The organism is Pseudomonas fluorescens (genome assembly GCF_902497625.1).
Lineage (GTDB): Bacteria > Pseudomonadota > Gammaproteobacteria > Pseudomonadales > Pseudomonadaceae > Aquipseudomonas > Aquipseudomonas fluorescens_BQ.
On sequence record NZ_CABVGX010000009.1, the window covers coordinates 125,810 to 140,910 of the forward strand.

At 58.6% G+C, this 15,101-nt stretch carries 11 protein-coding genes; 8 read left to right on the top strand and 3 right to left on the bottom strand.

What is annotated here, in order from left to right:
- Positions 1 to 3: 3 nt before the first annotated feature.
- The 3 genes from F8N12_RS08325 to F8N12_RS08335 all read right to left on the bottom strand — a co-directional run bounded on the left by F8N12_RS08325 (position 4) and on the right by F8N12_RS08335 (position 4,431).
- Complete coding sequence (locus tag F8N12_RS08325; RefSeq protein ID WP_150580025.1) at positions 4 to 921, bottom strand: SPFH domain-containing protein; 918 nt, start codon at positions 919 to 921, stop codon at positions 4 to 6.
- A gap of 106 nt (positions 922 to 1,027) precedes the next feature.
- On the bottom strand, positions 1,028 to 2,812 hold the full coding sequence (locus F8N12_RS08330) for a GspE/PulE family protein (RefSeq protein WP_150580026.1): 1,785 nt from the start codon (positions 2,810 to 2,812) through the stop codon (positions 1,028 to 1,030).
- 251 nt (positions 2,813 to 3,063) lie between these two features.
- Positions 3,064 to 4,431, bottom strand: a complete 1,368-nt coding sequence (locus F8N12_RS08335) for an inorganic triphosphatase (RefSeq protein WP_150580027.1) — start codon at positions 4,429 to 4,431, stop codon at positions 3,064 to 3,066.
- Between the two features lie 166 nt (positions 4,432 to 4,597).
- On the opposite strand from F8N12_RS08335, the gene argE reads away from it, so the two are divergent.
- From argE to ssuD, 8 genes are all read left to right on the top strand, one after another.
- A complete protein-coding gene (argE, locus tag F8N12_RS08340) occupies positions 4,598 to 5,767 on the top strand; it encodes an acetylornithine deacetylase (protein ID WP_150580028.1) in 1,170 nt (389 codons plus the stop codon).
- A gap of 248 nt (positions 5,768 to 6,015) precedes the next feature.
- Complete coding sequence (argA, locus tag F8N12_RS08345; protein WP_150580029.1) at positions 6,016 to 7,314, top strand: amino-acid N-acetyltransferase; 1,299 nt, start codon at positions 6,016 to 6,018, stop codon at positions 7,312 to 7,314.
- A gap of 705 nt (positions 7,315 to 8,019) precedes the next feature.
- Positions 8,020 to 9,345 carry an OprD family outer membrane porin gene (locus F8N12_RS08350; RefSeq protein WP_150580030.1) on the top strand — a complete coding sequence of 442 codons (1,326 nt, stop codon included), beginning with the start codon at positions 8,020 to 8,022 and terminating at the stop codon, positions 9,343 to 9,345.
- A 429-nt stretch (positions 9,346 to 9,774) separates the two neighbouring features.
- Positions 9,775 to 11,115, top strand: a complete 1,341-nt coding sequence (locus F8N12_RS08355; protein ID WP_150580031.1) for an OprD family porin — start codon at positions 9,775 to 9,777, stop codon at positions 11,113 to 11,115.
- A 186-nt stretch (positions 11,116 to 11,301) separates the two neighbouring features.
- Complete coding sequence (locus tag F8N12_RS08360; protein WP_150580032.1) at positions 11,302 to 11,940, top strand: peroxiredoxin; 639 nt, start codon at positions 11,302 to 11,304, stop codon at positions 11,938 to 11,940.
- Between the two features lie 295 nt (positions 11,941 to 12,235).
- Positions 12,236 to 12,829, top strand: a complete 594-nt coding sequence (gene ssuE / locus F8N12_RS08365) for an NADPH-dependent FMN reductase (RefSeq protein WP_150580033.1) — start codon at positions 12,236 to 12,238, stop codon at positions 12,827 to 12,829.
- 101 nt (positions 12,830 to 12,930) lie between these two features.
- Positions 12,931 to 13,911, top strand: a complete 981-nt coding sequence (locus F8N12_RS08370) for a sulfonate ABC transporter substrate-binding protein (RefSeq protein ID WP_150580034.1) — start codon at positions 12,931 to 12,933, stop codon at positions 13,909 to 13,911.
- A 39-nt stretch (positions 13,912 to 13,950) separates the two neighbouring features.
- Positions 13,951 to 15,099, top strand: coding sequence for an FMNH2-dependent alkanesulfonate monooxygenase (gene ssuD / locus F8N12_RS08375; protein WP_150580035.1), 1,149 nt, complete (start codon positions 13,951 to 13,953; stop codon positions 15,097 to 15,099).
- Positions 15,100 to 15,101: the final 2 nt, after the last annotated feature.

The window sequence follows — 15,101 nt, forward strand, 5'->3', positions numbered from 1 at the left end:
GCCTCAGGCTTTCTTATCGAAGGTGGCTTTGACGATTTCACCAATCCCGCCGACTGCACCGATCATTGAGCTGGCTTCCAACGGCATCAGGATCACTTTGCTGTTGTTGGCCGAGGCGAGTTTGCCCAGCGCATCGATGTACTTTTGCGCGACGAAATAATTGACTGCTTGCACATTGCCGCCGGCAATCGCTTCGGACACCACCTTGGTGGCTTGCGCTTCGGCTTCGGCCTGTCGCTCGCGGGCCTCCGCTTCAAGGAAGGCTGCCTGTCGGCCACCTTCAGCTTCGAGGATCTGCGCCTGTTTTTTGCCCTCGGCGGTCAGAATCGCCGCAGCACGCAGGCCTTCGGCTTCGAGGATCTGCGCCCGCTTGATCCGCTCGGCTTTCATTTGCCCCGACATGGCGGCCATCAGATCGGCAGGCGGGCTGATGTCCTTGATCTCGATCCGGGTAATCTTGATGCCCCACGGCGCCGTCGCTTCATCAACGGTGCGCAGTAACTTTTCGTTGATCCCGTCGCGCTGGCTGAGCATCGCGTCCAGCTCCATGGAGCCGAGCACGGTACGGATATTGGTTTGCAACAGGTTGCGAATCGCGTGTTCGAGGTTGTTTACCTCATAGGCAGCCTGCGCAGTGTTGACCACCTGGAAAAAGCAGACAGCGTCGATCTGTACGGTCGCGTTGTCGGCGGTGATGACTTCCTGCGGTGGAATGTCCAACACGCTTTCCATCACGTTGATCTTGCGGCCGATGCGGTCCATGACCGGGATGATGATGTTCAAGCCAGGTTTGAGCGTGTTGGTGTAGCGCCCGAAACGCTCCACGGTCCATTGATAACCCTGAGGCACAACCTTGAAACCCATGAACAGAATGGCGAGCACGAGGCCGACAAACAGCAATAGCACACTTCCGATTTGCATAACGAATCCCTGATAATCCATGAAATGGGGACGGCAGAGTGTAGCGATGCAAGGCGCAGATAAGAACTGCTTGTCGGCTACCGAATCATCAAGCGACATAAAGGCTTCATTTCTGTTCACTCTGAGGCGTCACCCGCAGCACCTCCTCAATCGTCGTCAAACCTGCGGCGACTTTCTGCGCGCCCGATAGCCGCAGGCTACGCATGCCTTCCTTGAACGCTTGGCGACGGATGGCCGTCAGATCAGTGTCGGGGTTGATCAGCGCTTTAACGCCGTCGGTCAGTTGCATGATTTCGTACACCCCGGCGCGACCGCGATAGCCGGTGTCGCGACATTCCACGCAACCGATGGCGCGTTGGGCATTGGTCGGCAATGGCGCCTGCCAGGGTCGGGTCAGGGTTTGCCAGTCATCTTCACCCAGCTTCAGAGGCGCTTTGCAGTGTGGGCACAGCGTGCGGACCAGCCGCTGAGCCATCACCCCCAGCACGGTGGCCTTGATCAGGTAATGCGGCACGCCGAGTTCCAGCAGGCGGCTGATGGCACTGGGCGCATCGTTGGTGTGCAGCGTCGACAGCACCAGGTGACCGGTAAGCGCGGCTTGAATGGCCATTTCCGCAGTCTCGAGATCACGTATCTCACCGATCATGATGATGTCAGGGTCCTGCCGCATCAGCGCGCGAACACCGGCGGCAAAGGTCAGGTCGATATTGTGCTGGACCTGCATCTGATTGAATGCCGGCTCGACCATCTCGATCGGGTCCTCGATGGTGCAGAGATTGACCTCCGGCGTCGCCAGTTTTTTCAGCGTGGTGTACAGCGTGGTGGTCTTGCCTGAACCGGTTGGCCCGGTGACCAGAATGATGCCGTTGGGCTGGCGGGTCATGTCCTGCCAGCGTCTGAGATCCTCAGCGGAAAAACCAAGCTGGTCGAAATCCTTGAGCAGCACTTCCGGGTCGAAGATCCGCATGACCATTTTTTCGCCGAACGCCGTCGGCAGTGTCGACAGTCGCAGCTCTACCTCGCCGCCATGCGGGGTCTTGGTTTTGACCCGGCCGTCCTGGGGTTTGCGCTTTTCCGCGACGTTCATTCGGCCGAGGCTTTTCAGGCGACTGACAATAGCCATGGTCACCTGCGGCGGGAATTGATAAACGTTGTGCAGCACGCCGTCGATACGGAAACGCACTGTGCCCTGCTCACGGCGCGGTTCGATGTGGATATCGCTGGCGCGTTGCTGGAAGGCGTACTGGAACAGCCAGTCAACGATGTTGACGATGTGCGCATCGTTGGCATCTGGCTCCTGATCGCTGGCGCCGAGGTTGAGCAGCTGTTCGAAATTGCCAAGGTTGTTGCTCTGCTGATCGGCATTGGTCGCGCCAGTAACCGATTTGGCCAGGCGGAAGAACTCCACGCTGAAGCGCTGAATGTCCACCGGGTTGGCGACTACGCGCTTGATGGGCAGCTTCAGCACGTGCGTCAGATCCACTTCCCACGCGTTCACGTAAGGTTGGGCGCTGGCCACGGTCACTGCGTCGCGGTCAACCGACACAGCCAGAATCTTGTGCCGCTGCGCGAAGGCGTAGGACATCAGGGGCGTTACTGCCGCCACGTTGATTTTCAGCGGATCGATGCGCAAGTAAGGCTGACCTGCCTGTTGCGACAACCACAGGGTCAGGCTTTCGAGATCGAGGTGTTTGCCGGGACGGCTGAGGTCGTCCAGTTGCTGGCTGGCGATGAACTCCAGCGGATGCATCTGGCCGTTGGCGGCGTGACGGCGGCGCGCATTGAGGGCGTGCTCGGCTGAATCCTGGCTGATAAAGCCTTGCGCAACCAGCTCGCGCAATAACTCGTTGAGATCCAGCCAGCGGTCCTGAATGGCAAGTTGAACGGACATGCGGGCTCCTCAAGAACAACAGTTCGCAAAGGATAGTCGCGCAGTCGCCGACCGTTGGGCCACTACCCGACGAAGCCGTGTCGGGATTAGTCAGCCAGCTTGTGCGGTGTTCGCTTTTTGTTGGGAGGGTTCGCCTCCGTAGGGGTTCGAAAGGCTCCCCAAACCAGCCAATGCGCTAAATCCGATAAGTCGCATTCACCGATTTTGGGGTCCGTCGGATCGCCCCGGGGCAAGCCCCTCACCACAGGTTGTTACATACGCAGCAGCATCTTCCACGCACGATTCTGATAAACCGCGATCGCTTGCTGCTTGCGTGCATCCAGCGATTCGTCGGTGATCGGCTCGTTCGCCAGTTGCGCAAGCTGCTTGAGCTCGCCGAACAGACGATCCATTTCCGGGATGTCCAGCACGCCACGAGCGTGGTGTAGCCAGGACTGAATGCGTTCGATGCGCGGCAATTGCTCGGCCAGGTCTTCCGGCTGTTGCTGATAGCGCTGCAGTTGCAACGACGTGGCTTCCTCACCCAGCAGTCGTGGCAACCAGCTGCCCAGTTGTGCTGCGCCCTGGCGATTGCCACGCACATTACGATCGGCTGCCCAGATGCGGGCCAGCAACCAGCGCGAGCAGTTCAGGGAAAACAGACCCCAGCGCGGGTCTTCGAGTTCTTCGAGGAACTGCTCGGGCGCCGCTTTGCGCACGTCTTCGTCATCCAGACCGGCCAGCACCAGCGGGCGCCAGTCTTCGAGCAGCGCATCCAGCGCAACCCGCAGATCGTGCGTCGACTGGCGTGGTGCGGCTTGCCCGAGGCTGCTCAGCAAGGCGCGCATTTCGGCGAGGTTTTCCACCCAATCCAGCAACAGTCGCCAGTGGCCGTTGAAACGGTATTGCTCGGCCAGACGCTGGCTGCTGCCGAGCAAGTGCCAGCTCAGCGCGGCGAACGCGTCGTCCAGCGGTGTTTCGGCAGTGATCTGCGGGGCTGGCAGGCTCAAGGAATAGCTATTGGCGTCGTACAAGCGATAACCGCGTTCGGCCTTGCTGATGTCACACGGCATCAGCGCCAAGGTTGCGGCCAGCTCGGCGGCCAGTTCCAGCAGGGCGGCCGGCTCGCCTTCGCGCAGTTCCAGCTCCAGCTCGCAGATTTCTTCTTTCTGTTTGCCGACGATCACGTGGCCCAAATCCAGTGCGGCTTCGATCACCACTTTGGTCTTGCCACGGCCCCAGGCGATTTCGGCGCGTTCGCGGACGAAATCGGTGGTGAAGATCGGCTTCAGGGTTTTCTTGTCCAGCTCGGCCAGTTCTTCCGGCCAGCATTCGCCGTCGAGTTTTTTTACGTCGAGCTTGGCTTTGGGCAGGTTCCAGTCGTATTCGTTACGCTCGGACAAACCGGCGACGCTCTGGCCGCGGGTCTTCAACGTCTGAATCACTTCTTCGCCGTCGCGGCGCAGGCGCAGGGCGACCTTGGCGCGGGCCAGATCGCGCTCAGGCGTGTCGAAATACTGGTTCATCAGTTCACGGCGTTCCCAGCCACTTTTGTTGCGTTTTTTCAGCAATGGATGCTCGCGCAGAGCGGCGAGGGTTTCGCGGCTGACGCGGAGTTTGATTTCAGTTTCTTTTTGCATGGCCGGAAAATCCAGAATCGGGAGCGCAGCCGGGGGAATGTGTGGCTGCCAAGGCCGTGCAGTGTACAGGACTGAGAGAGGGTAGGGTTTAACCGGCTCTGCGGCGGTTTATTCCTGTCGCCGGATGGTTCTATGATGGTCTTCAATTCGGGAGTTGGAGTCAGCGATGCCTTTACCATCCATGAAAGATCAGTTCGCTGCGCTGATCGCCGCACCGTCCGTCAGCTGTACGCAGGCCAGCCTCGATCAGACCAATCGGCCAGTCATTGATCTGCTGGCAACCTGGCTCGGCGATCTGGGTTTTGCCTGCGATATCCAGCAGGTCAGCCCGGGTAAATTCAATCTGCTCGCCAGTTTCGGTTCCGGCCCCGGCGGGCTGGTGCTGGCCGGTCACAGTGACACTGTGCCGTTCGATGGCGCATTGTGGCAGACCGATCCGCTGAAGCTGACTGAGGTGGATGGTCGCTGGGTCGGCCTGGGCAGTTGCGACATGAAGGGTTTTTTTGCGCTGGCGATCGAGGCTGTCCTGCCTTTGCTTGATCAGCCGTTCAAGCAGCCTCTGCTGATTCTCGCGACGTGTGACGAAGAAAGCTCGATGTCCGGCGCTCGTGCATTGGCCAAGGCTGGCCGGCCGTTGGGTCGAGCGGCGGTGATCGGAGAACCGACCGGGCTCAAGCCGATCCGCATGCACAAAGGCATCATGATGGAGCGCATCGACATTCTCGGTCAGAGCGGCCATTCCTCCGATCCGCGCTTGGGCCACAGCGCGCTCGAAGCCATGCACGATGCCATCGGTGAGCTGCGCGGCTTGCGGCTGTTATGGCAGCGCGAGTTTCGTAATCCACAGTTTGGCGTGCCGATGCCGACGATGAATTTTGGCTGCATCCATGGCGGCGACAACCCCAACCGTATCTGCGGCCAATGCTCGCTGGAGTTCGATCTGCGGCCCTTGCCGGGCATGGACCCGAACGCCTTGCGCGCCGAGATTCTGCAAAAACTCAAGCCGGTTGCCGAACGGCATCAGGTGAAGATTGAGTATGCGCCGCTGTTCCCTGAAGTGCCGCCGTTCGAGCAGGCCGAGGATGCCGAACTGGTGAGGGTCGCGGAAAAGCTCACCGGCCATCGCGCCGAAGCAGTGGCGTTCGGCACCGAAGCGCCTTATCTTCAGCACCTGGGCTGTGAAACCCTGGTGCTCGGCCCCGGCGATATCGCCTGCGCACACCAGCCGGGGGAATACCTGGAAATGTCACGTTTACAGCCTACGGTGCATCTACTACGGCAACTGATTGAACATTACTGCCAGACGCCGGCCACGACGCGAGTGCCAGGAATCTGAACATAACCCCCGGTGGGAGCGGGCTTGCTCGCGAAAGCGGTGTGACCGTCGACACTTATATGACTGACAAACCGCCTTCGCGAGCAAGCCCGCTCCCGCAGGGCCAACATTAAATTGCAGACGTCCCAACCCGTATTCATGAGGAGAGCGCGCGTGTCGCCAAGCCTGTTCCGACGATAACCATCAGCCCGCTGTGCGTTTCCCGTTTCGCCCATTTTTTGGCTGCTATTTATTACAGGCCCAGGTTCATGCCCGAATACGTTAATTGGCTTCGTCACGCTTCGCCTTACATCAACGCTCACCGCGATTGCACCTTCGTCGTCATGCTGCCCGGCGATGGCGTCGAGCATCCGAATTTCGGCAACATCGTCCATGACCTCGTGCTGCTGCACAGTCTGGGCGTGCGGCTGGTGCTGGTGCATGGTTCCCGTCCGCAGATTGAAACCCGCCTCGCCGCGCGCGGCCTTATCCCGCATTACCACCATGGCATGCGCATCACCGATGCCGCGACCCTTGAATGCGTGATCGACGCGGTCGGCCAGTTGCGTATCGCGATCGAGGCACGCCTGTCGATGGACATGGCTGCCTCGCCCATGCAGGGCTCGCGCCTGCGCGTGGCCAGCGGCAACCTGGTGACGGCGCGGCCGATCGGGGTGCTGGAAGGCGTGGATTATCACCATACCGGTGAGGTACGCCGGGTCGACCGCAAGGGTATCAATCGGCTGCTCGACGAGCGTTCCATTGTCCTGTTGTCGCCGCTGGGTTACTCGCCGACCGGCGAGATTTTCAACCTTGCGTGCGAAGACGTTGCTACCCGCGCGGCCATCGACCTGGGCGCTGACAAGCTGTTGCTGTTCGGCGCAGATCCGGGCTTGATCGACGAGAATGGTCGTCTGGTTCGCGAGCTGCGTCCGCAGCAGGTGCCAGCGCATCTGCAGCGCCTGGGCAGCAACTATCAGGCCGAGCTGCTGGATGCGGCTGCCGAGGCTTGCCGTGGCGGTGTGGCGCGCAGTCATATCGTCAGTTACGCCGAAGACGGCGCACTGCTGACCGAGCTGTTCACCCGCGACGGTGGCGGCACGCTGGTGGCGCAGGAGCAGTTTGAAGTGGTCCGGGAAGCGGCCATCGAAGACGTCGGCGGATTGCTCGATCTGATCAGTCCGCTGGAAGAGCAGGGCATTCTGGTGCGGCGTTCACGCGAGGTGCTGGAGCGTGAGATCGAACAGTTCAGTGTGGTCGAGCGCGAAGGCATGATCATCGCCTGCGCGGCGCTTTATCAGATTGCCGATTCGGACGCCGGCGAGCTGGCGTGCCTGGCGGTGAACCCGGAATACCGGCACGGCGCGCGGGGTGATGTGTTGCTCGAACGCATCGAAAGCCGTGCCCGGGCGCAAGGCTTGAACACCCTGTTCGTGCTCACGACCCGCACCGCTCACTGGTTCCGCGAGCGCGGGTTCGTGCCGAGCAGCGTCGAGCGCCTGCCGTCAGCGCGGGCCTCGCTCTACAACTATCAGCGCAATTCGAAGATTTTCGAAAAAACGCTGTAGCTTGAGGCTTGAGGCTTGAGGCTTGAGGCTTGAGGCTTGTGGCCTGTGGCTGAGTCTGAGTCTGAGGCTTTGTAATTTGTGGCGAGGGGGCTTGCCCCCGTTGGGCTGCGTAGCAGCCCTGAAACCTGCAGAAACCCAGCGAGGGCAAGCTCCCTTGCCACAGGTGTTCATCCTGTCTCCACCTTTCCCTGTTCTCAATAACCTCATCGTCATTCCAATCCTCTTCGCCATGCCACCCTCCAGCGAAACGCTGGTTCGCCGCGCCCCGGCAGCCCGCAGTGAGCTTTGTCGCGTGTATAGAAAAGTCAGTGAGCGCGATACAAAAACTGTAACAAATGGTCTGGATAGTGCGCGTCTGGTGGTCCCGAAGCCTTCCCTGGATTGATTTTGCTTAAAGCTGATCGATCTAAATAAGGACTAATAAAGACCATTTGGGACTGAGCTAATTCGCGAGACACGCACAGCGTTATCACTGGCTCTATTCCGAAAAGGTCTGAAGGATCGAACGGCTAAATCATTTGGTGTAGATCCGATGTAACCAGCCTGAAATTGTCCCCAATTCCGGGTATTAGACTATGGTCGTAGACATACACAGTTACGATTGACTTGAGAGTCACGCTGCGGCGCTAATCACCCATCTTAGGAATCCGGGGCACACGACCCAGGACCAAGAACACAAGAATTAGAAACGAGAGGAGCTAGATAATGAATAAATCCACCTTGGCCCTGGCCGTGGCCGTAGGGGTTATGGCGCAGCAGGCAGGCGCCGCCGGTTTTATCGAAGACAGCAAGGCTAGCGTCAGTTCGCGAACGATGTATTTCAACGCTGATAACCGTGATGGCGGGGCGGATCAGCGCGAGACAGCCCAGGGTTTCAAATTCGATTATCTCTCCGGCTTCACTCAAGGTGTCGTTGGTTTCGGTTTTGACGCACAGGCTCTCGTCGGGATTTACCTGGGTGGCGATAACAAGCATACCTATCCAAGCTCATTCTTCCCGAGTGAGTCCGGCAATTCGGCTGCCGACTCATGGAGCCGAGCAAACGGTAACGTCAAGGCGCGCTTCTCCAAGACTGAAGCCCACTATGGCGGCGCTCTGCAGCCGAACATGCCGATCCTGGTAGCAAACGACAGCCGTTTGCTGCCGCAAACCTTTGAAGGTGGCACCATCACCTCGAAGGAAATCGACAATGTGACATTCAACGTTGGTCAGTTGGAGCATGCATCGGGTCGCGCTTCCTCCAACTCGACGGGTCTGTCGGTGGCGGGTGCAACTCAGGAAAGCAATCAGTTCCGTTACGCGGGTGCTGACTGGAAGGTTACTAAAGATCTGACCCTGCAGGCTTACCACTCCAACCTGGAAAATTTCTACAAACAGACTTTCCTCGGTTTGACGCACGTTTTCCCGATCGCTGCTAATCAGTCCTTCAAGACCGACCTGCGCTATTTCGACAGCAGTTCCGATGGTAAGAACGGCGACGCTGGCTACGCGTTCAACAACAACGGTGGTTATGCTAAGACCGCTGGCGAAGTCGACAACAAAACCTGGAGTGCGATCTTCACCTACACGCTGGGTGGAAGTGCTTTCCTGTTGGGTCATCAGCAAGTCGGGGATGATGGCGGCTTCGTTTATTTGAACCAAGGCAGCGTCACCAACGACGGCGGTCGTAGTGAGGAAGCAGGCGGTGCGAGCTTCTACCTGTTTACTGATGCCATGATCAACGGCTTCGTTCGCGCTGGTGAAAACACTACTTTCGGTCAATACACCTATGACTTCGCTTCACTGGGTGTTCCAGGCCTCAAAGCATCTGCCGCTTACTTGCGTGGCGACGATATCAAATCGCGGACCGTGGGCGGCCCGGATGCCACTGAGTGGGAGCGTGACCTGCGTGTCGATTACGTGATTCAAACGGGCGCGTTGAAAGGTTTCGGGACCACGGTCCGTCACGGTACGTATCGTGGCGACGCTCCCAACATTGCGGCGGCGGACCAAACCCGTGTGATCTTCAACTACACCTACAGCTTCATGTAAAAAACCAATCAAAGCCTCGCCTGCCGGCGGGGCTTTTTTTTGCGTGGATTTTTATATTCCTAAAAGGTTTATATATCTAATTTTTTATTCTTTTTAGTTTCTGTCCGGCAGTACTAAAGTGAGCCTCGTCTGCGGGATCGGGGATGCGCCCACTCTCCGGATCTGCCCGACTCACATTGATGGTTCAGAAACTGACGTCAGGGCCGATACCCCCTGTCCGGGCGCGCTGGAGCAGTGCAATCCTATATTCCGAAAAGAAATTAAAAATGCTGACATAGATTTTTTTGGGTTTATCATGCGCGCCCCTCAGATGGCGGGCCCTTGGCTACATACGCACAAGGGCGATGCGCTCATTGCGCGAATCAGGATTTGGGGCAGTCGACCCCGGGCCGGTTACACAAGAATCAGAGAACGATAGGAGCGAAACACATGAACAAGTCCACCTTGGCCCTGGCTGTGGCTGTAGGGGTTATGGCGCAGCAGGCAGGCGCCGCCGGTTTTATCGAAGACAGCAAGGCCACGTTGGGGCTGCGCAACTTCTACATCAATACCGATAACCGTGATGGTTCTGGCGCGAACAAGAACGAAGAATGGGGCCAGGGCTTCGATCTGCGTTTCATCTCAGGGTACACCCAAGGCACGGTCGGCTTCGGTATCGATGCGATCGGCCTGCTGGGCGTGCGTCTGGATTCGGGCGGCGGAACTAACGGGGCCAGCAATAACTCGTACGGCGGCACGGTTTTCCCAAGCGAGTCCAACGGTGAAGCGGTTGATAACTTCTCCAGCCTGGGCCTGACGGCAAAAGCCAAGATATCTCAGACCGAGTTGAAACTGGGCACACTGCAGCCGAAGAACCCGGTTATCGCAACCAACGATGGTCGTCTGCTGCCACAAACCTGGCAGGGCGGTCAGATCACATCCGGCGAAATCAAGGACCTGACCCTGGTCGGCGGCCAGATCGAATCCGTGAAGGGGCGTAACTCCAGCAACAACGAGCAGATGAGCATCGGTGGTGCCAACGCACGTACCATCAGCGGCCGTGACAGCAACAAGTTCATTTATGCCGGTGGTGACTACAAAATCACCAAGGACCTGACTGCTCAGTACTACTACGGCAACCTGGAAGACTTCTACAAGCAGCACTTCCTGGGTCTGGTACACAATTGGGCGATCGGTCCAGGTGTCTTGAAGTCGGATTTGCGCTACTTCAACAGCTCTGACGACGGCGCCAACGGTCACGATCCGCTTTACTACAGCTCGGGCAACTACAGCAGCACATCGAACGGTAAAGGCAAAGTCGACAATAATCTGTACAGCGGTCTGTTCCTGTACACCGTTGCCGGTCATACCTTTGGTGGTGGTTATCAGGTCAGCAATGGCAGCAGCGACTTCCCTTGGTTGAACCAGGGCGACGGTTCGTCTAACTACACCATCACCGACATGCAAATCCAGAAGTTCGGCCGTGCCGGCGAGCGCACCTGGCAAGCACGCTACTCGTACGACTTCGCTAAAGTCGGCGTGCCTGGCCTGACTGCCGGTCTGGTGTATCTGCGTGGCGATGACATCGATACTCGCGCCAACTCCGCGCCGGCTGGCAACAACGCCTCCGAGTGGGAACGCGACCTGACTGTGGGTTACGTCGTGCCGCAAGGCCCACTGAAGAACGTTGGCGTCATGTGGAAAAACGCTACCTGGCGCACCAACATCCCGGGCGTTCGCTCCCAGGACGAAAACCGCCTGATTCTCAGCTATTCGATTCCGCTGTTGTAACAGCACTCCTGTCATCGTAAAAAGCCCCGCTCGGCGGATACGTCAGGCGGGGCTTTTGTGTTTTCGAAACAAGTTGATCCTGTTTTTAATATTTACAAAAGATCTAACCAAATCGATATTTATTCTTTTTAATTGCTAATGAATGCGGGCACAGTGAGTTCAAACAGTACTCACAGGAGCAGTATCATGAGCCTCAGACTGGGCGACACCGCCCCCGACTTTGAACAGGATTCCAGCGCCGGTACCCTTCGTTTTCACGAATGGCTGGGCACTAGCTGGGGAGTGCTGTTTTCTCACCCCGCCGACTTTACGCCGGTGTGCACCACCGAACTGGGGTTTACCGCCAAGCTCAAGGACGAATTCGCCCAGCGCGGAGTCAAGGCCATTGCCCTATCGGTGGATCCAGTGGACTCGCACCACCGATGGATCGAGGACATCAACGAAACTCAGGGCACCGCTGTCAACTTTCCGATCCTCGCGGATGCCGATCGCAAAGTCTCGGACCTCTATGACCTGATTCATCCAAACGCCAACGACACCCTCACCGTGCGTTCGCTCTTTGTGATCGACCCGAACAAGAAGATCCGGTTGACCATCACGTACCCCGCCAGCACCGGACGCAACTTCCATGAAATCCTGCGAGTCATCGACTCGTTACAGTTGACCGACAATTACAAAGTCGCCACGCCAGCCAACTGGCAGGACGGTGATGACGTGGTGATTGTGCCGTCGCTCAAAGATGAAGATGAGATCAAACAACGCTTCCCCAAGGGCTATCGCGCGGTGAAACCCTACCTGCGCCTCACGCCTCAACCGAACCGCTAACTGATGCTGTAGGAGCCGGCTTGCTGGCGATCCACGCGCTTTGGTGTATCAGGTACACCCACATCGCTGGCAAGCCAGCTCCTGCGCCATCCGCGTTCAATGATATTCAAGCAGAGACTTTCAGGCCGTTTCGACGGCCTTTTTTTATGAGCAAAATGCAGCGAATTGCATAGAACAAAAAAGAATAATCAAATGATTAAACATGATTTATAGATATATCAATCGGCTGGTAAGGTCTTTCCATCGAAGCGAGATCGCACACTGCGAATCGCTGCACCGTTCAAGGAATATCTGAATGTTGGTCGTCTCTCTCGGTGGCAGTCCCAGCCAGCGCTCGCGCTCCGGGGTGCTGCTGGAACGCTCGCAACGCTGGTTGCAGGAGCAAGGTGTGGAAGTGGTCAGTTACCGGATACGGGACTTTCCGGCCGAAGACTTGCTACACGCACGCTTCGACAGCCCGAAAGTCATCGACCTGCTGCAACAAATTGAAAATGCCGACGGCGTGGTGATCGCCACGCCGGTCTACAAGGCCTCATTCTCCGGTGCCCTGAAGACCTTGCTGGACTTGCTGCCTGAACGCGCACTGGCGCACAAAGTGGTGTTGCCCATCGCTACCGGTGGCAGCATCGCTCACATGCTCGCGGTCGATTACGCGCTCAAACCGGTGTTGTCGGCGTTGAAAGCTCAGGAAATGCTCCACGGCATTTTTGCCGTCGACAGCCAGATCGCTTACGGCGAAGGCAGCGCGCAGGCGCAACTGGCCCCGGAGCTGGAACAACGCCTGAACGAATCCCTGGACCTGTTTTTAAGCGCCATGGCCCGACGGCCGAAACCGCTTGATCCGAATGTGTTGAACGAACGTTTGTTAAGTGCCCGCTGGAGTATTTGAGCCAGCATTCAAGCCACACCCGAATTTGAAATACTCATCTTACTCGCCCGCTAACGGGCAAGCAGGTGCAGCCAATACCCAACTGCAAAAAGGAGAGCGCTATGCGCACTGTCATTTTGCGTCGTGGTCTGGTCGCTCTGTTTGCTGCGGCTGTGTCCTTCGGCGCCATTACTCAAGCTCAGGCCGAGACGTTGCGAATCGGTTATCAAAAGTACGGCACTCTGGTGCTGCTCAAAGCCAAAGGCACCCTGGAAAAACGTCTCGCCGCGCAAGGCGTGGACGTCAAATGGACTGAGTTCCCCGGCGGCCCGCAATTGCTTGAAGGCCTGAACGTCGGCTCCATCGATTTTGGCGTCACCGGCGAAACGCCTCCGGTGTTTGCCCAGGCGGCTGGTGCGGATCTGCTCTACGTGGCGTACGAACCGCCGGCACCGCACAGTGAAGCGATCCTGGTGCCGAAGGATTCACCGATCAAATCGGTGCAAGAACTCAAAGGTAAGAAGGTCGCCCTGAACAAAGGCTCCAACGTGCACTACCTGCTGGTGCGGGCGCTGGAAGATGCCGGGCTCAAATACAGCGACATCCAGACCGTTTTCCTGCCTCCCGCCGATGCGCGTGCTGCCTTTGAGCGTGGCAGCGTAGACGCCTGGGTAATCTGGGACCCGTACCAGGCCGCCGCCGAACAGCAGCTGCAGGCGCACGCCTTGCGCGACGGCAAAGGCATCGTCGACAACCATCAGTTCTACCTCGCGACCAAACCCTACGCACAGAAAAATCCTCAGGTGATTCAGACCCTGGTGGAAGAAGTGCGCGCCGTCGGCGAGTGGGCCCAGGCCAACCCTGAAGACGTCACCCGTCAGGTCGCGCCATTGCTTGGCCTGCCGGCGGACATCACTCTCACCTCGATGAAACGTCAGGGCTTCGGTGCCGTGTTCCTGACCCCGGAAGTGGTCGCCGCGCAACAGAAAATCGCCGACAGCTTCTATCAGCTCAAGCTGATTCCGAAGCCGCTCAGCATCAAAGACGTGATCTGGACGCCACCGGCCGCCGTTGCGCAAAGCTCAGCGACCAAAGCTCAGTAAGCAAAGCCCCGTCATTCGATTCCCCAAGGAGACCACTCCATGAGCCTCAATATTTTCTGGTTCCTGCCTACCCACGGCGATGGCCATTACCTCGGCACTTCAGAGGGCGCGCGCGCCGTCGACCACGGTTACTTGCAACAGATCGCGCAAGCGGCTGATCGCTTGGGTTTTGGCGGAGTGCTGATCCCCACGGGCCGCTCCTGCGAAGATTCGTGGCTGGTCGCCGCGTCGCTGATTCCAGTGACTCAGCGCCTGAAGTTTCTGGTCGCGTTGCGCCCCGGGATCATTTCCCCGACGGTCGCTGCGCGTCAGGCGGCCACGCTGGATCGCCTGTCCGGTGGCCGCGCGTTGTTCAACCTGGTCACCGGCGGTGATCCGGAAGAACTGGCCGGCGACGGTTTGTTCCTGACGCACGAAGAACGTTATCAAGCCTCGGTGGAATTCACCCGCATCTGGCGCCGCGTGCTGGAAGGTGAAACCGTCGATTACGACGGTCAGCACATCAGCGTGAAAGGCGCCAAGCTGCTCTATCCGCCGATCCAGCAACCGCGTCCGCCGCTGTACTTTGGCGGCTCCTCGGAAGCGGCCCAGGATCTGGCGGCAGAGCAAGTGGAGATGGTCCTGACCTGGGGCGAACCGCCGGCCGCCGTTGCGGAGAAAATCGAACAGGTGCGTGCCAAGGCCGCCAAGCTCGGTCGCACTGTGCGCTTCGGCATTCGTCTGCATGTGATCGTTCGTGAAACCAATGCCGAAGCCTGGCAAGCGGCGGATCGCCTGATTTCTCATCTGGATGACGACACCATCGCCCGCGCCCAGGCGTCACTGGCACGGTTCGATTCGGTCGGCCAGCAACGCATGGCGGCGCTGCACGGCGGCAGTCGCGACAACCTCGAAGTCAGTCCCAACCTGTGGGCCGGCGTCGGCCTGGTGCGCGGTGGTGCCGGTACGGCATTGGTCGGCGATGGCCCGACCGTGGCCGCTCGCGTAAAGGAATACGCAGACCTGGGCATCGATACCTTCATCTTCTCCGGTTATCCGCACCTGGAAGAGTCGTACCGGGTCGCCGAGCTGCTGTTCCCGCACCTCGACATCGAGCGCCCGCAGCTGCCGCAAGGCGCCAACTACGTCAGCCCGTTCGGTGAGATGGTCGCCAACGACATTCTCCCCAAAGCCGCGTCGCAGAGCTGAGG